This window comes from Hymenobacter psychrophilus (assembly GCF_900107135.1).
GTDB classification, from domain to species: Bacteria; Bacteroidota; Bacteroidia; order Cytophagales; family Hymenobacteraceae; genus Hymenobacter; species Hymenobacter psychrophilus.
Map to the genome: position 1 here is coordinate 266,512 of NZ_FNOV01000007.1, position 16,867 is coordinate 283,378.

Sequence of the window (16,867 nt, forward strand, 5' to 3'; positions counted from 1 at the left end):
GCAAAACAGGATAGGGAAATAGCAGTGGCACTTTGGTTTACGACCGACAAACCAGCAGCTTGAAAAAACAACCATATCTAACCACCCGACACTATGCAATCCAAGAAGCTTCCAGCGGATTTCTTCTATCTGGTAGATATGTATCAGGACGACTATTTTCCTGCATTTCTGGTTGATAAGATCAAAGGCGCAATCGAAGAGGTAGTGGGCTTTCTGGAAAAGGGCCAATCTTCTGAAACGGAGATTCAGGCAGGGCTTGACCAGATGACGTCGAAAATCAATGACTTGCAGGACGAGTTCGAGGAAAATGACAGCGAAATAGAAACGGGGGCCAGAGAATCCATTGCAGCGACGGTAGAAGAAATTCTGCGCTTTTTCGAGGTCGGTATTGCTACTGAGGAAGCAATAAGAGAATGGGACTGGTAGGGTTGCTGGCGGAATGAGGCGCCTTTCCTGGCCAGTGGAAACGCTTCATCCTCCTCATCCGACGCTTCGGTAACGGCGAGTTTCAGCGGGCCCGGCGGCGGCGCACATTTGGGCATCACTTCACCGCCCCGCCATGAAACGCCTGCTGCTGCTCCCGCTACTACTGTTGCTGACGCTCGTTAGCCTCGCCCAAACCACCACTACCCTGCGCGGCACCGTGCGCGACGCGGCGGGGCTGCCGCTGCCGGGCGTGAACGTGTTTCTGCGCGGCACCTTCGACGGAGCCAGCACCGATTCGGTGGGCCGGTTTCGGTTTGAGACTACCGCCGCTGGCAGCCATGTGTTGCAGGCCAGCCTGTTGGGTTTTATTACCAGCGAGCAGCCCCTCACGCTGCCCGCGCCGGCCGCACCACTGCATTTCATCCTCAAAAGCACACCCCACGCCCTGGGCTCGGTCATTGTAACGGCCGGGGCCTTCGAGGCCAGCGACGAGCACCGCAGTGCCGCTCTCAACACCCGCGACATCCAGACGACGGCCGGGGCGCTGGCCGATGTGGCAGCGGCCTTCAACACGCTGCCCGGCACCACTCGCGTGGGCGAAGACGGGATGCTGTTTGTGCGGGGCGGGGCGGCCTCCGAAACCAAGGTGTACCTGGATGGCATGCTCGTGCAGAATCCGTTTAACGCCACCGTGGCGGCGGTGCCGGCCCGCGGGCGGTTTTCGCCCAGCCTGTTCAAGGGCACCGTGTTCAGTACCGGCGGCTACTCGGCGCTGTATGGGCAGGCGCTGTCGGGCGTGCTGCTGCTGAATTCGACCGACCTCGCGCCCGAAACCCAAACCGGGCTGTCGGCTACCTCGGTGTTCCTGGGGGCCTCGCGCACCAAGCGCTGGGAGCGGACTTCGCTGGCCCTCACCACCGACTACACCAACCTGGGCCCCTACACCGGCCTGCTGCCCCAGAACGTGCGCTGGGACCAGGCCCCGCGCGGGCTCGCCTCGTCGCTGAGCCTGCACCACCGCACCGGCCAGGCTGGCATGCTGAAAGTATACGGTACCTGGACGGGCCAGCGGCTGCAAATCGGGCAGCCCAGCCCCGAGCCGGCCGGCATGCAGACGGTGGGCCTGCGCAGCGGCAACGCCTACCTCAACGCCACCTTCCGCAGTCCGTTGCGCCGGGGCTGGAGCCTGCAGAGCGGCCTGGCCGCGAGCCGCGACGACCAGCGGCTGCGCCCCGATTCGGTGCGGCTGCGCACGCTGGAGCAGGCGCTGGTGGGCCGGGTGGTGCTCACCAACGATTCGGTGCATGCCCGCTTCAATGTTAAAATCGGGGCCGAGGGCCTGGTTCAGCAGGTAAACCAAACGGTGCAGCCCCACGTGGCCGACCCGCTGACGTACCGGCCGGAGTTTGGTGAGCAGCGTGCTTCCGGGTTCGTGGAAAGTGATTTTCAGCTGACCGACCGGCTGGCGGGCCGGGTGGGCGGGCGCACCGAGTATTCGGCGCTGCTGAACCGCTGGAATGCAGCGCCCCGGCTGGCGCTGGCCTATCAGACCACCGAAAACAGCTCCCTCTCGGCTGCTTACGGCCACTTCTACCAAACGCCCGACAACAGCCTGCTGCTGGTGGCCGCGCCCCGGCTGAACTTCGAGCGGGCCCGGCATGCGGTGCTTACCTACCAATACACCCACAACGGCCGGCTGTTGCAGCTCGAAGGCTACCAGAAAACCTATTCCCAGCTCGTGCGCTTCGACGGCCGGAATTTTCGCAATCCGCTGGGCTACAACAACGGGGGGGCCGGCTATGCCCGCGGCCTCGATGTACTCTGGCGCGACCGGGCAACGGTGAAAAACCTGGAATACTACGTCAGCTACGGCTTTCTCGATACTAAACGGCAGTACCGCCAAGACCCGGTGCCGGCCGTGCCCACCTTCGCGGCCCGCCACAATGTGTCGGGGGTAACCAAGTACTGGGTGCCGGCGCTGCACACGCTGTTCGGGGCCACCTACAGCTACGGCAGCCCCCGCCGCTACCACGATTTCAACCAGCCCGAGGCCGGCTACAACCAGGGCCGCCTGCCCGCCTTCCAGGATCTGAGCCTGAACGCCAGCTACCTGACGCGCATTATGGGCCAGTTTGCCATCGTGCATTTATCGGTGAACAACGCCTTGGCCCGCCCCAATGTGTACGGCTACCGCTACGCCCAGCAGCCCAGTGCCGCCACCGGCCAGCTCAACCGCGTGGCCATCACGCCCACCGCCCCGCGCATGGTGTTCCTGGGCGTGTTCGTCTCCATCAACAAGAAAAACCCCGGCAGCGTGAGCGAGCGGCCGGAGTAGATGAGCCACTGAGAACTAGGTAGGGGCGGAGCTTATCCCCGCCCGCTGTTAACACGAGCTGATTAGGTCCGGTCGCACTCGTCCAACGGGGCCGTTCGAAGGTGGGCGGGCACAAGCCCCGCTCCTCCACCGTGCTTCTTCCCCCACGCTTCATCCGGCTTATCCGACGCTTCGGTAACGGCAAGTTTCGGGCGTGGCGGCTAGTAGCCACCTTTGAATCAGTAAACCAAACACGCATTTACACGCACCCTTTTACTTCCTTTTCATCCATGAAAAAGCCTCTGCTCATCCTCGCCCTCGTTGCTGCTTCCTGCGCTGCTCTCGCCCAGAAGCCGGCCACCGCGCCGGTCGTTGCCACCACCACCGCTGTGGCCGCGCCGACTGACCCGTACACCACCATGATGACGGCCGCTATTGCCGAGCTGATGAACACCGGCGACCCGGCTGCTCTTAAAGCCAGCGCCGCCAAAATGGAGCGTGCTGCCTCCGCGAAGCCCCAGGATTGGCTGCCTCGCTATTACCAGGCCTACGCGCTGCTCATCAACGTGTTCCAGAGCAAGGAAGATGGCGACGCCAAGGACAAAACGCTCGATCAGGCCGAGGCGGCTCTGGCCCAGGCCCGCAGGCTCGGCGGAGCCGACGAGTCGGAGCTGCTGGTGCTGCGGGCCTACATCCACCAGGCCCGGTTGGGTATCTCGCCCATGCTGCGCTCCATGAAATATTCGGGCATGGTGAACGAGGCCGTGGAGCAAGCCATCAAGCTCAACCCCGCCAACCCCCGCGCCTACCTCGTGCAGGCCAACAACGTGTACTTCACGCCCGCCATGTTCGGGGGTGGGGCCGACAAGGCCAAACCGATTTACGAGCAGGCCAAGGCCCGCTACGCCGCCTTCCGGCCCGCCTCCAGCCTGGCCCCCGGCTGGGGTGAAAACCAGGTAAACGGCCGCCTGAAAAAGTACGACACGGCCATTGTAAAATAGCGCTGCCCGCGCGCCGTGCTGCCACGACTCTTGTAGGCGTGGCCCCACCGCTGCCCGTCGCGCTGGTTTCGTCCGCTTTTGATACCTTCCAGTACAAACGCCGCCAAGGCCCCCACCCGTGAAAGCCGAATCCATCCCCGCCTATGCTGCTTCGGCGGCCCCGCTTCCGACTACGGCCGACGAACGTAACGACCTTTCGCGGTATTATCCGCACCGGAATTTGTGGAAGGGCCTGGGGCTGATGACGCTTATTGCGTTTGGGCTGGCGCTGATATTCAACGCAGGGGAGCACCCTGTCTGGAGCGAGCAGTTCCTGGTAACCTTTGCCTACAACTTCTTCTATACCACCGGACTATGGCTGGTTAACGGCTATCCTTCGGAGTGGCTTAACCGCCACGTTGACTGGACCAGGCATCCCATCCGGCGGTTTCTGCTGACGATTGGCCTTTCGATGGTGCTGTCGTTGCTGGTTATTGTCGTTGTTGCGGGCGGGTTTCGGGTGTTTTATCACCATAAAACACTTGGCTCACTGAGCTGGCTGGAATTTATTATGCCGCTGCTGATAACGGTGGTTGTGTCGCTGTTCATGCACAGCCGGGCGTTTCTGATGGGCTGGCGCGAAACGGCCATCCGGGCCGAGCGGCTGCAAACCGAAAACGCCCGGGCCCAGGCCGACTCATTGCGCCGCCAGCTCGATCCGCACTTTCTGTTCAACTCGCTCAACGCCCTCACCTCGCTGGTCGAGCAGCACGACCCAGCCCGTGCTTCCCGCTTCATCCGCCAGCTCAGCCAGGTGTACCGCTACGTACTCGACCACCAAGACCAGGAGCTGGTGCCGCTGACCGAGGAGCTGGCCTTTGCCGAGAGCTACCTGTTTTTGCAGCGTACCCGGCTGGGCGAAGGTGTACAGGTAGAAATGCGCCTGCCCCCGGCCCCCGAGCTGCAGGAGCTGCTGGTGCCCCCGCTGGCCCTGCAGCTGCTGCTCGAAAATGCCCTCAAGCACAACGCCACCTCCCGCCACAACCCGCTGCGCCTCGTTATCGAGTTCGATGCGGAAACCCGCCAACTTGTAGTGCGCAACTCCCGCCTGCCCCGCCTGGTGGCCGAGGGTGAATCGACGGGTCTGGGCCTGCCCAACCTCCAGGCCCGCTACGCCTTCCTCACGCCCAAACCGGTGCTCATCACCGAGTCAGAAACCGAATTTGCCGTAACGCTGCCGGTGCTGGAGCTGCGGTAGGGGCGGGGCTTGGCTGCGCTGTCCTACGGTTGCCCCCGCCCCTACGATAACCGACTTATTTTCAGTTCCTAAATTCTTGATCTTCCATTGAAACCTCTCCGCGCCCTCATTATCGAAGACGAGCCGCTGGCCGCCACGCGCCTGGCCGGGTTGCTGCAAAAACAGCCGATGCCGGTAGAAGTGGTGGGCACGGCCGAATCGGTGGCCGAAGCCGAGGCGCTGCTACGGAACTCCGGCACTGCGCCCGACGTGCTGCTGCTCGACATTCATTTGGCCGACGGGCTGAGCTTCGAGCTGTTCGAGCGGCTGGAAATCCGCTGCCCGGTCATCTTCACCACGGCCTACGACAAGTACGCGTTGCGGGCTTTCAAGGTGAACAGCATCGACTACCTGCTGAAGCCAATCGACCCCGAAGAAATCACGGCGGCCCTGCAGAAGCTGGTGCAGCGGCGCGAAACGGCCGCTCCGGCTCCGTTTGATACGGCCCTGCTGGCCCAGGTGCTGGCGCAGGTCCGGCAGCCGGCCCACGAGTACAAGTCGCGCTTTGTGGTGCGGGTGGGCGAGCACCTGAAGGCCGTGCCAGTCGAGGATATTGCCTACTTCGCCAGCCTCGAAAAAGCCACGCTGCTGCACACCCACGAGGGCCGCCGCCTGGTGGTCGATTACACGTTGGAGCAGCTCGAAGCCCTGCTCGACCCGCGCGAGTTCTTCCGCCTCAACCGCGCCTACCTGGCCCGCGCCACCGCCATCCGCGACATCATTCACTACACCAACTCGCGCCTGCAAACCATCCTCCAGCCCGCCCCGCCCGACAACGACACGGTGCTCGTGAGCCGCGAGAAAGTCAGCACCTTCAAGGAGTGGCTGGACCGGTGAAATGGTGAATGGCCGTTCAATGCTCCTGGTTATGCCGCCTGCGCTAATAGGCTCCTCGAACGGCCATTCACTCATTCACCAAGTCACTCATTCACTGCTCCAGCCACTGTTTCACCAAAGCCGCCTTCTCCCGGCTCACCAGCACCTCTTCACTCGGGGCTGGCTGTAAATCAACCAGCAGTTTGCCGTTGAAGTGCGGATGCAGGCGCAGCACGGCGGGCAGCTGGGCGATAAGCTGGCGGTTGAGGCGGAAAAACTGGATGGGGTCGAGCAGACCTTCGAGCTGCTCCAGCGTGTAATCGACCACGAAGCGGCGGCCGTCGAGGGTGGCGAGCGTGGTGGTTTCGTGGCGGCTCTGGAACCAGGCAACCTGGGTGGCGGGCAGCGGCAGCAGCTGCTCGCCGTGGCGCACCAGAAACCGCGTTTTATGCTGGCGTTCAGGGCGGGGCAGCGCGTCGAGCAGGCGCTCCAGGCGCTGGGCCGGAGCAGTAGTGTCGGGCGCTTCGGTGAGTTTAGCCGGGGTGGTAGTGGGCCAGCGGCGGAGCTTTTCGAGGGCGGCCGTTAGTTCAGTCAGCTTCACGGGCTTTAGCAGGTAGTCGATGCTGTTGGCGCGGAAGGCGCGGATGGCGTAGGCGTCGTAGGCCGTCGTGAAGATAACCGGGCTGCTGACCACCGTCTGCTCGAACACGTCGAGACTCAGGCCATCGGCCAACTGGATATCGGACAGAATCAGGTCGGGCGCGGGGTTGGTATCGAGCCAGTCGAGGGCGCCGGCCACGGTATCGAGCACGGCCAGCACCTGCGCCTCGGGCGCCGCCTGGCGCAGCACCCGTTGCAGCCGCTCGGCGGCCGGATACTCATCTTCGAGCAGCAAAACAGTCATTGACGATGGGAGGGAAGGTTAGGAGGTGGTAAAGTTATTATGGGGTGATAATGGTAGGAGGCAGTGGAGCAAGAAAGAACGTCATTGTGAGCAAAGTTGAAGCATCTCTACCGCAGTGCTAATCCTGTCAGCCGCAACGAAGCGGTAGAGATTCTTCGACTTCGCTCAGAATGACGTTCATTTTGCGCCCGGTTCGCGTACCGTTGTTCACTGTTCACTGTTCACTGTTCACTGTTCACTGTTCACTGCTCACTGCTCACTGCCCAACAGCGGCAGCCGCACCCGAAACCAGCCAGCTTCGGCGGTTACCACTACGGGTTGGGGCGCCTGCAGCAGCGCGTAGCGGTGGCGCACGTTGCGCAGGCCGGTGCCGGTGCCCGCTACCAGACCGGCCGGGCGGGGGCGCAGCGTATTTTCGACGGTGAAATAGCCCGTAGTTGCGTCGGCGCTCAGGTGCAGGGCCAGCGGCTGCTCGCGCGAGGCTACGTTGTGCTTGAGCGCATTTTCAACCAGCAGCTGCACGCTGAGCGGCGCCACCCGACGCCGGTGCAGCTCCGGCGGTACCTCCGTTCGCACCTGCAGGTTGTTGCGGAAACGGGCTTTGTGCAGGGCCAGGTAGGTATCGACGAAGGCCAGCTCTTCGGCCAGCGAAACCGTGGGCTGCTCGCGGGCCAGCAGCACGTAGCGGTACACGTCGGCGAGTTGCTCCACGAAATCCTGGGCGGCTTCGTTTTCGGGTTCGATGAGGGCCGAGAGGGTGTTAAGTGAGTTGAACAGGAAGTGCGGGTCGAGCTGGCTTTGCAGGGCTTCGAGCTGACTTTGCACCCCGGCGCTCTGCAGCTGCTCGGCCCGGCGCACGTTTTCCTCCCACTGCCGGAAAGAATGCCAGCTCTCATAAAGCAGCTGCACCACCACTGCCGGCACCATGTTCAGACCGAACTCGCCCAGGTAGCCGCTCAACGAAAAGTGCCCCTGCTGCAACCAGGCCGATGCTACGTGAATGAGCAGCGTAACCAGCGCGGTGGTAGTGGTATTGATAACGGCCAGCCACCACAGCCGCTGCCGGGTTTGCCCGACTGCCGGAAACCGGCGAAACAGGGCGAACCATAAGGCGCGGCCCGTCAGCCAGAACGCGGTGGTAAAGACCAGCGAGATGCCCCAGTTCAGGAAAAACACCGGCACCGTGCGGATGTGCAGCAGGCCCCGGGGCAGCAGTACCAGCACGGCCAGCACCGGGATGCCCACCAATAGAAACCGACGGTCGTTCATGCGGCTAAAAGTAGCAGTTTAGCGGGCAGCCCCAGCGGTTAGCGGCCGCGGGGCAGCTGGCGCACGAAGGCATGCACGGCCTGCTGCAGCTCGCGGGGCGCATCCAGAAACGGGGTGTGGCGGCCGGGCAGCACCACTACTGTTTGGCGGGGGAAGCGGAAGCTGCGGTAGTGTTCGGGGCCGGTCAGGTAGTCGGCGGCGCCGGTAAGTACCAGCACGGGCATCGTGAGAGCGGCCGTGGCGGGCGTGTAGTCGAGCACGTAACCGCCCGGATTCTGAAACAGGTGCGCGGCAAAATCCTGGTTGGGCTTCTGGCCGCGCAGCACCCGGTTTACTCGTGCGGCCGACGAGTCGGATGTGTACTGCAGCTGGTTGTAGAGGCGCTGCTGCTGAAGCATTCCCATCACCATGAAGTAGCGCTGGGGCAGGGGTGCGGTGGCATCGAGGGGCGGGCGGGTGGCGGCGGGCAGCAGGGTGTAGCCGTAGGCCGTGGTAGCCTCCATGGCGGCGGGCAGGTTAAGGATGCTGTTCACCAGCATAAGGGCCTGCACATGCTCCGGGTACCGTTGGGCGTAGGCCGTAGCCAGAATCCCGCCGAAAGAATGGCTCATCAGGGTCCATTTTTCGAGGTGCAGGTGCTGGCGTAGCTCTTCCATATCCTGCACCTGCCGCTCCAGCGAGTAGTTGGCCCGGGGGGCGCTGGCCGAGCGGCCGCTGCCGCGCTGGTCGAAGTAAACCATCTGCAGGTCTTTCTCCAGCGCCGCACCGGCCAGTACTTCAATGGCCTGGCTGCCTGCACCGGGGCCGCCGTGCACGAACAGGCAAACGGGGCCTTTGCCGGCTACCCGCACATAGAGCTGCACGCTATCGGAGGTCGTGAAATCCTGGCGGCCGGCGGGCAGTGCCCCGGCCATAGCGGCCGACAAGGGAAGCAGCAACAGCAGGGTGAGCAAACCGGCAAGTAGCGTAGTCAGGGGGCGAAGCAGCGTTTTCATGGGAGAAGGGAGAAGTCGTTGTTGATGCTTCAAATCTCCACAAACCCTTGCGGCGAAACCACCCTAAACCGGGTGAACCGGCGGTGGGCCCGGGTGAACCGGCAAAAGCTGCGGGCCAGCCGGCACACCCGGCGCGGTGGTTCAGGCGGGCAGCAATGGCACCCCGCGCAGCGCCAGCACAAACAGGCTGGCCACGACCATGGCGTACAGGGCCGCCCCCAGCCAGGTAAGCAGTACGGCGCGGCGCGGGAGCCAGCGGCTAAGCACCCAGCCGAGCAGCGGCACGAGTTGCAACGAGTGCAAGCCCAGGAAGTGGGCCGGGCGCAGGTCGCCGGCGCGGGTGCTCCAACCCAGGCCCGGCAGGCCGGGGCCGCCATCGGGGGCGCCCACGGTATGCTGGCTCAAATGAATCATCATGCCACCTAGCACCGAGCCCACCAGAAACAGCGCCAGACCCAGCCGCACGCCCCACACGTAGCCAGCCGGGCCGGCCGGCCGATACCGCCATACCAGATACACCGCCCAAAAGGTGAGCAGCGTATTCACCAGAATAAACACGCCCATGAGCCCGAAAACCACACCGTCGAAGAGGCTGGCGGCGTTGTAGTGCGAGGTAGTGCCGCGGGCCGCCTGTAGGAAAACGCAGCCGATTTCCACCACCATGCTCAGGCCCACGCCCCAGCTTAGCCCGCGCACGGCGCATTGAGCCCGGGCGGGCAAACCGGCCAGCAGCCAGCCCAGCGTCCAGACATACAGCGTTATCGAGACGGCGAATTTGGCCGGTTTCAGCCACACTGCCAGGCCCGTTACTGCCCGCCCATCGAAGGGCAGCAGCGCCAGCGCCATTAGCAGCAGGGCTACGTGCAGCCAACCCACCAGGCTCAGTACCGGGTTGGCGCGGTGCAGGTGCCGAAATCGGGCCGTCAGCCAAAACCAGCGCGGGCCACTTGCTGGAAATAAAGCGTGGGTTGAGAGCTGGGTGGTGTCCATGGCAGTGGGGTTTTACTGGATGAGGGACGAGCCGGAAACTGCTGCGGGCCGATAAAAGCGCCGCAGCCCCGCGTAGAGCAGCAGCCCTACCGGCCCTAACATGAACGTGAGCAGCAAGCAGGGTACCAGCAGTGCGTGGGGCACCCCGCGCCGCCGTGCATCCAGGCTTTCCCAAATGCCCAGGCACATATCAAAACACAGGTAATGCACCCAGCCGGCCAGCAGCCCCCAGGGGTTGCGGAACAACACCGCCACATCGGCCAGTGAGTTGAAGCCACCTTCTACCGCACCTGGGGCCAGTAGCTGGAAGCCAATTAGCAGGGCGTAGGCGGTGGCTAGCAGCAGCGGCAGTGCCCCGCTCAGCACCAGCCACCGCGTAACGCGCCAGTTCGGAGCCAGCACCAGCAGGGCCCAGCCCAGCAGCGCAATCGGGTTGGCTACGGAAAACAGAAAATCGGGGGAGAGCGGCATGGGTGGCGGGGTTGGTTGATAAGCCAAAGGTGTTCATCGAACCCCATGAAACCTACCCCTTTGCGGGTGAGCCGCAGTCAGCCCGGGGCGAAGCAGCGGTCCGGCGGGGGCGAACCAAAGCCCTGCGGCCAACCACCGTCCCGTCCGCGCCGTACCTTTAGGCTGTGAAAGCCCGTTCCTTTTTTGCTGTGTTTCTCCCGCTGCTGGCCGGGGCACTGGCCGCGCTGCCAGCCCGGGCCGACAGCCCCCCCGATACCACTTTTGTGCGCGAGCGTCACCGCCGGCCGGTATTCCAGATTGACCAGCGGTTTTCCATTATCAATGGTAAAGTGGCCGGTATCAACGGGCTGCGCGGCGGCATCGAGTGGCGCGGACGCTGGCGGGCGGGCCTGGGTTTCTACCGCCTTTCGGGCGGGCTACGCACGCGCCAGCCCCTGCCCGAAGGCCTACCGGCCGGCACCCGCGACGAGGTGCGCTTCCGCTACGTGGCTGGCTACGGCGAGTATGTTTTTATTGGCAACCGGCGCTGGGAGCTGAGCGCCCCGCTGCAGGTGGGCGTGGGCTACTATTACACCCGCTTCTTTTTGCCCAATGGCGACAGCCAGCGCAGCGGCCGCAAGGTGTTGTACCTGGTCGAGCCCTCGGTGGCCGCTCATTACCGGATATTCCGGTGGGTGGGCATTGGGGCCGGTACCGGCTACCGGCAGGTATTCGCGTCCGGCCAGCAGCCCGAAGATCAGATCAGCGGCTACATCTTCTTTGCCCGCGCCAAGCTCTTCCTGGGCGACCTTTACAAAGTCGTGCGCGGCCACGAGCGCCTCCTCAACCCGGACTGGGGCTCGGATGAGTAAAAGGGGAAACAGGAAACTGGTGAGCTGACCTTCGGGAAACCTAACGGCGCAAGTGGCGCAATCAGGTCTTCCGAACATCAACTCACCAGTTCACCGAGCGTAGCTTTTCGGTCGAGCTTGCCGGAGGCGGTCGTCTGGAATTCGGGCACGAAAACCAGCTGCCGGGGCACCTCGTAACGGTCCAGGCGCTGGCCAAGCAGCTCGCGTAGCTGCTGCTGACCGGCTTCGGGCAACGGCTCGCCCTCCACAAAAGCCGTTACCTGCTGGCCCAGGCGCGCATCGGGCTGGCCGGCCACGAAGGCGCGGCGGTTCAGGCCCAGTTCCATCAAGCCCAGTTCCAGCACCCGCTCCACCTTTTCGGCTGCCACCTTTACGCCGCCGCTGTTGATGACGAAATCGGCCCGCCCCAGCCACTCGAAGCTGTGGCCGTCGGGCGCGAGGCGGATGAGGTCGTTGGTGACGATGAGTTCGTCGTTGGTGACGTCGGCGCGCACCGTGAGGCAGCCGCGCTCATCCTGGCCCACCGCAATGCCGGGCAGCACCTGGTAAGTGGGGCTGGCCTGCGGGCCGTTGAGGCGGCGCAGGGCAATGTGCGAGGCCGTTTCGGTCATGCCGTAGGTTAAGTACACGGGTACCTTCAGGGCCTCAATTTCGTGGGCCTGGCTGCCCTCCACCGGGGCGCCGCCCACCAGAATGGCCCGCAGCTGGTTGAGGCGCGGGGCCTGGCCGGCCGCCAGCAGCGCCTGCATCTGTAGGGGCACGAAGGCGGCAAAATCGAAGGTAGCGTCGGGCGCTACCAACGCCAGCGGGTTGGCTTGCGGCTCCACAATGGTCAGGTGCATGCGCCGTTCCAGCCCGCGCACCAGCATCATCAGCCCGCCCACAAATTCGCAGTTCAGGCACACCAGCAGCCGCTCGCCGGGGCCCAGGTCGAAGTAGTCGCCGGTGCGGCGGGCCGAGGCTTCGAGCTGCTGGCGCCGGAAATGCACCGGCTGCGGCGGCCCCGTCGAGCCCGAGGTAGTCAGGCTGAACTCCTGGGCCCCGTTAAGCCACTCGCGCACAAAATCGAGCACCCGGGCCTCGTAGCCATTAAGCTCGGCCGGAGCCAGGGCCGGGTATTGCTGAATATCGGCGTAGCGAAACTCGCGGCCGTTGAGCAGCAGCGAGTCGGGCAGTAAGCTGGTGGTAGCGTTCATAAAATTTGGAGCCGTATTTTCTGCCAAAGGAGCGGCGGCAGTAAAGCAATTGAACAAAAAAAGAGCGAATAGCTTGCCGCTAACAGCTCAGGATTGAAGCAGCCAGCGCTGGTACGCCTCGGCCGACGGAGCGGTGAGCCGGGCCAGCAGCGGCAGCAGCACTACATACGCGCCAAGCGCCGGGAGGCTGCCCACCAGCCCGTAAGCCAGCAGCAACGGCAGGCCCGACAGCAGCAACAGGCTGTCCTGTAATAAAATGCGGCTTTGGTAGATGCGCAGATTTTCTTCGGCCAGCCGCCGCAGGTTGGGCACCATGCGCCGCCGTAACCATAGCAGCCCCAGGCCGGCCAGCACCCCGCCACCGGCCAGCAGCGCCATTCTCCCACCCGAAGCCAAGGGTGCCGTACCCACCCCGCCAGTGGCCAGCAGCCGGTTGATTGCCAGCACTAGCGTCCCCATCAGCAGGCTCTGCACTGCATAGTGCAACCAGTGCCGCCGCCGGATGCGGCCAATAGCGCGGTGAAAATTGGGGTTGTTCATCGGGTGGGCGGAGTGATGAAGACAAGTTGTTATCGACCAACCAAAGCCACCGGAAATAGTCTGAGCCCGAACTAAAGAAACTTTCAAATTGTGGAATACCGGCGAAATTGATTGTATATTAAGGTGTTCACTAAGCCCTGCTGCCATGTCTGCCTCCGCCCCTAAATCTCTGCTGCCGGCCCGAGCCCTCATTTTTCGCCGCTACCTTACCTTCCGCAACCGCATCCAAGGGCTACGCCTGACGGCTGAAGCCATTCAGGAGGCCCGCCAGCGCCGCCAGCAGGCGCGCCACGACCAGCGCATGGTCAACTTCTACAGCTGGTGCGAAGCCTGCCGCGGCCTGGGCTCTATCTTTTAAGCGCCGGTAAGCGTTGTGCTTATGGTTTCAGCGGCCACACCTCGTTTCTTTTTCGGCCGGATTCTTTGCGTGGCAGCCACCCGGATTACCGGAAACCAACAGCGCCACCGGGTGAGGGTGGCGCTGGAGCGGGACTGTTTACAAGGTGAATCCTCGGGCAGTTATTGGGGCTTGGCTACCTCCGGCAGGAGCCGGAAATACGTGGCCACAAACCGCTCGTTTACTACTGCGCCCTGCACCTGGGCCTGCCGGATTTTTTGGCAGAAACCATCTTTTGCGTGGGCGTCGCCGTGGGAGTCGATGTGGGTGCCGTCGACGAAATAGGCCTGGCCATTCAGGCGTACAGCTAGGTCGCAGCTTTTGCCGGGCAGGCCCAGCTGGCACTGCCCGCACGATGCTTCTACTACCTGCACCGGCCGGGTCTGGTCGGGGCCGGCCGTGGCAACCGCTGGTTTAGCGGCCGATTGGGCCAGTACCTGAACCGGCATGACTACGCCGAGAAGCAACAGATGCAGCAGTTTTTTCATCAAGAGTAATAGTTGAAAACCAAGGAAACAGAAACCACAAAGAACGTTACGCTTCGGCAGGCTCGGCATAACGTTCTTTTGTCAGTCGTTCAGCGACCCAACAGCCGTTACGGAAACTTGGGGTATTTGTCGAAATCGGGCTGGCGCTTCTCCACGAAGGCATTGCGGCCTTCTTTGGCTTCCTCCGAGAGGTAGTAGAGCAGCGTGGCGTTGCCGGCCAGCTCCTGAATACCCGCTTGCCCATCCAGCTCGGCGTTGAAGCTCGACTTGAGCATGCGCAGCGACAGGGGGCTTTTCTGCAGAATTTTGTTGCACCATTCCACTGTCGTTTCCTCCAGCTTATCAAGCGGCACTACCTTGTTTACCAGGCCCATATCAAGGGCTTCCTGGGCGTCGTACTGGTCGCAGAGAAACCAGATTTCGCGGGCTTTCTTCTGGCCCACCACGCGCGCCAGGTACGAGGCGCCGAAGCCGCCATCGAACGAACCGACTTTCGGGCCGGTCTGGCCGAAGCGGGCGTTGTCGGCGGCAATAGTCAGGTCGCAGACCACGTGCAGTACGTGGCCGCCGCCAATGGCCCAGCCGGCCACCATGGCAATTACGGGCTTGGGCAGCGAGCGAATCAGCTTCTGCAAATCGAGCACGTTGAGGCGGGGCACGGCATCTTCGCCGATGTAGCCGCCGTGGCCGCGCACGCTCTGGTCGCCGCCCGAGCAGAAGGCCTTGCCGCCCTCACCCGTGAACACCACTACGCCGATATCGGTCCGGTCGCGGCAGATGTGCATGGCCTGAATCATCTCATCCACCGTGAGTGGCGTGAAGGCATTGTGCACCTCGGGCCGGTTGATGCTGATTTTGGCGATGCCGCCATGCTGGGTGAAGAGAATTTCCTTGAACTCCTTGATGGTAGTCCACTCGATTTTTTCTGACATAGTAAAGGTGAGGTAAAGGGTAGTTGTAAATGGGTTTGCTCAGGTTGGCAGCGCGAAAGAGGTGCGCACCAAGGTACGGTACTGCTCAAAAAACGCGGCGTTGGTTTGCGAGTCGGTAAAGACTTCGAGCAGCGCCGCGCCGCCTTCGGTCGATAGGAAAACCGGCAAGGCGGCCTCAAGTTCAGCAAAAGTAGAAACGGGGAAGTAGCGCAGCCCAAAGTCGCGCGCCGTATTCTCGGCCGTCAGGGGTTGGCGCGTTTCGAAAAACTCCTCCAACTCCGGCTGCTGGCGCGGGCCATCAATGAGCCGGAAAATACCGCCCGCGTGGTTGTTGAGCAGCATAACGCGCAGGTTGGGCAGCGGGTAATTGTGCCAGAATGCGTTGCGGTCATAGAAAAACGCCACGTCGCCGGTGATGAGCACTACCGGCCGCTCCGGCTGGGCCAGCGCCGCCCCCACGGCCGTGCTCGTGCAGCCATCAATACCGCTGGTGCCGCGGTTGGCAAACACCCCGGCCCCGTGCCCGGCCGGCAGACCCAGAATGTTGGCGTAGCGCACGGCCATGCTGTTGGCCAGGTGCAGCGCCGCGCCATCGGGCAGCAGCTGCAGGGCCTGAAATATGGTCGTAAACTCGTTGAACTGCTGGTTGGGATGCTGCATAAAGTCAGCCAGAAAGCCAGTCGCCCAGTTCTCAGCCGCCAGCCAGGGCCGCAGGTAGGCTGCTTTGGCGGCGTCGGCCTCCGCCGGTGCCGGCCAGTTCAGACGGGGCCGCGGGGCCACGCGGGTGACGTCGGCGGGCAGCACGTTCCGGCCCGGTTCGGTTTGTCCGGGAGAAGAAGGCGCATCACTCAGGCTATCCGTATCCTCGTTTCGGGAGGCGAGGGCCGCGAAGAAATCGGTCGGCTCCATCCGAATAACCTGCGTGAGCGACTGAAAGGTATCGGCCACCGGGCCGGCAGCCTGGATGTGCCAGTGCCGCGCCGGGCGATGCTGACGCAGGTAGAGCTTGAGGGCCTTGGAAATGAGCGACTGGCCGAAAGTGATGAGCAGATCGGGCCGTAGCGCCTCTTTCAGGCCGGGTTCGGGCACCGCCAGAAACACATCTTGGCGGCCCACAAAGCGCGGGTGCTGGTTGTGGCTGGCGGCGGTGGGTTGGTGCAGGTTGGCAATCAGGTCACCTACTACCGGCAGCTGCCAGGCCGTGGCAAATTCGCGCAATGCGAGCTGCAGCGGCACATCGGCCGGGTGCTGACCGGCTACCACCAGCACGCGGGCGGTGCCGCGCAGGACTTCGCGCAACTCCCGGAGCGTGGCGGCGGGCAGTTGGGAGCGGCCGGGCAGCTCGTGCATCACCTTCACCGGCCCAAACGTCAACTCCTCGTCCGGCTTGGGGTAGAACGGCTCCCGCAGCGGCACATTCACCTGCACCGGTCCGGCTGGGAACTGCTGGGCCAGGTTGATGGCTTCGCTCACGAGGCGCGCCGCGTGCCACTGGGCGTCGGGGTGGCTGGTATCGGTAGGAAAGGTGAACGAACCCTTGGCGTGCCGGCCGTACAAGTCGGTCTGGCGGATGGTCTGGCCGTCGAGCTGGTCAATCCATTCCGGCGGGCGGTCGGCCGTGAACACCACCAGCGGAATCTGCTGGAAAAACGCTTCGGCCACGGCCGGCGCGTAGTTGAGGCCGGCCGTGCCCGAGGTACACACCAGCGCCACTGCCCGCCGCTGGGCCTGCGCCAGCCCGAGCCCGATAAAGGCGGCGGCCCGCTCATCGGGTACCGTGCGCACTGTAATGGCCGGGTGCCGGGCGAAGGCAATAGTGAGCGGCGCGCACCGGCTGCCCGGCGACAACACCACATCGGTAATGCCCAGTTGCGCGCAGATTTCGGGGATGTTATGAACGGCCTGGAGGCTGCTGGGCATAGATGAAAATTAGAGAGGGATGTAAAAACGGAGGCATGCTGAGCATGTGGCGCATGGAGCCAGGGTCCGGAGGCGCAGTCG

The 16,867-nt window shown here is 63.5% G+C and carries 17 protein-coding genes; 7 read left to right on the top strand and 10 right to left on the bottom strand.

Annotated features, from left to right (window positions below):
* Positions 1–93: 93 nt before the first annotated feature.
* From BLW21_RS12610 to BLW21_RS12630, 5 genes are all read left to right on the top strand, one after another.
* Positions 94–426, top strand: a complete 333-nt coding sequence (locus BLW21_RS12610) for a DUF5713 family protein (protein WP_092740527.1) — start codon at positions 94–96, stop codon at positions 424–426.
* A 133-nt stretch (positions 427–559) separates the two neighbouring features.
* Complete coding sequence (locus BLW21_RS12615) at positions 560–2,761, top strand: TonB-dependent receptor (protein WP_092740529.1); 2,202 nt, start codon at positions 560–562, stop codon at positions 2,759–2,761.
* Positions 2,762–3,030: 269 nt separating this feature from the next.
* Positions 3,031–3,741, top strand: a complete 711-nt coding sequence (locus tag BLW21_RS12620) for a hypothetical protein (RefSeq protein ID WP_092740531.1) — start codon at positions 3,031–3,033, stop codon at positions 3,739–3,741.
* A 118-nt stretch (positions 3,742–3,859) separates the two neighbouring features.
* Positions 3,860–4,978, top strand: a complete 1,119-nt coding sequence (locus BLW21_RS12625) for a sensor histidine kinase (RefSeq protein WP_139255202.1) — start codon at positions 3,860–3,862, stop codon at positions 4,976–4,978.
* 87 nt (positions 4,979–5,065) lie between these two features.
* On the top strand, positions 5,066–5,854 hold the full coding sequence (locus tag BLW21_RS12630; RefSeq protein ID WP_092740535.1) for a LytR/AlgR family response regulator transcription factor: 789 nt from the start codon (positions 5,066–5,068) through the stop codon (positions 5,852–5,854).
* Positions 5,855–5,945: 91 nt separating this feature from the next.
* Here BLW21_RS12630 and BLW21_RS12635 read toward each other — a convergent pair whose 3' ends face one another.
* The 5 genes from BLW21_RS12635 to BLW21_RS12655 form a co-directional block, all read right to left on the bottom strand.
* Entirely contained in the window at positions 5,946–6,737 is a 792-nt protein-coding gene (locus BLW21_RS12635) for a LytR/AlgR family response regulator transcription factor (protein WP_092740537.1), read from the bottom strand.
* Positions 6,738–6,986: 249 nt separating this feature from the next.
* The gene (locus BLW21_RS12640; protein WP_092740539.1) at positions 6,987–8,006 is read right to left on the bottom strand and encodes a sensor histidine kinase; all 1,020 of its coding nucleotides are present in this window, start codon (positions 8,004–8,006) and stop codon (positions 6,987–6,989) included.
* A 38-nt stretch (positions 8,007–8,044) separates the two neighbouring features.
* The gene (locus tag BLW21_RS12645) at positions 8,045–9,001 is read right to left on the bottom strand and encodes an alpha/beta fold hydrolase (RefSeq protein WP_092740541.1); all 957 of its coding nucleotides are present in this window, start codon (positions 8,999–9,001) and stop codon (positions 8,045–8,047) included.
* Positions 9,002–9,142: 141 nt separating this feature from the next.
* The gene (locus tag BLW21_RS12650; RefSeq protein WP_092740543.1) at positions 9,143–9,991 is read right to left on the bottom strand and encodes a hypothetical protein; all 849 of its coding nucleotides are present in this window, start codon (positions 9,989–9,991) and stop codon (positions 9,143–9,145) included.
* Positions 9,992–10,003: 12 nt separating this feature from the next.
* A complete protein-coding gene (locus BLW21_RS12655) occupies positions 10,004–10,462 on the bottom strand; it encodes an ABA4-like family protein (protein WP_092740545.1) in 459 nt (152 codons plus the stop codon).
* Positions 10,463–10,650: 188 nt separating this feature from the next.
* On the opposite strand from BLW21_RS12655, the gene BLW21_RS12660 reads away from it, so the two are divergent.
* Positions 10,651–11,313, top strand: a complete 663-nt coding sequence (locus tag BLW21_RS12660; protein ID WP_092740547.1) for a hypothetical protein — start codon at positions 10,651–10,653, stop codon at positions 11,311–11,313.
* Positions 11,314–11,390: 77 nt separating this feature from the next.
* Here the strand turns inward: BLW21_RS12660 and BLW21_RS12665 are convergent, their stop codons facing one another.
* Positions 11,391–12,509 carry an AMP-binding protein gene (locus BLW21_RS12665; protein WP_092740607.1) on the bottom strand — a complete coding sequence of 373 codons (1,119 nt, stop codon included), beginning with the start codon at positions 12,507–12,509 and terminating at the stop codon, positions 11,391–11,393.
* 87 nt (positions 12,510–12,596) lie between these two features.
* Complete coding sequence (locus BLW21_RS12670) at positions 12,597–13,049, bottom strand: hypothetical protein (RefSeq protein WP_092740549.1); 453 nt, start codon at positions 13,047–13,049, stop codon at positions 12,597–12,599.
* Between the two features lie 145 nt (positions 13,050–13,194).
* Here BLW21_RS12670 and BLW21_RS12675 point away from each other — a divergent pair, with 145 nt between their 5' ends.
* Positions 13,195–13,407 carry a hypothetical protein gene (locus BLW21_RS12675; protein ID WP_092740551.1) on the top strand — a complete coding sequence of 71 codons (213 nt, stop codon included), beginning with the start codon at positions 13,195–13,197 and terminating at the stop codon, positions 13,405–13,407.
* Between the two features lie 161 nt (positions 13,408–13,568).
* On the opposite strand, the gene BLW21_RS12680 is transcribed toward BLW21_RS12675, so the two are convergent.
* The 3 genes from BLW21_RS12680 to menD form a co-directional block, all read right to left on the bottom strand.
* Positions 13,569–13,934 (bottom strand): DUF6370 family protein, encoded by a 366-nt coding sequence (locus tag BLW21_RS12680; protein ID WP_217633867.1) that lies wholly within the window; start codon positions 13,932–13,934, stop codon positions 13,569–13,571.
* Positions 13,935–14,041: 107 nt separating this feature from the next.
* A complete protein-coding gene (gene menB, locus BLW21_RS12685; protein ID WP_092740553.1) occupies positions 14,042–14,866 on the bottom strand; it encodes a 1,4-dihydroxy-2-naphthoyl-CoA synthase in 825 nt (274 codons plus the stop codon).
* A 39-nt stretch (positions 14,867–14,905) separates the two neighbouring features.
* Positions 14,906–16,786, bottom strand: a complete 1,881-nt coding sequence (gene menD, locus BLW21_RS12690; protein WP_092740555.1) for a 2-succinyl-5-enolpyruvyl-6-hydroxy-3-cyclohexene-1-carboxylic-acid synthase — start codon at positions 16,784–16,786, stop codon at positions 14,906–14,908.
* Between the last annotated feature and the right edge of the window lie 81 nt (positions 16,787–16,867).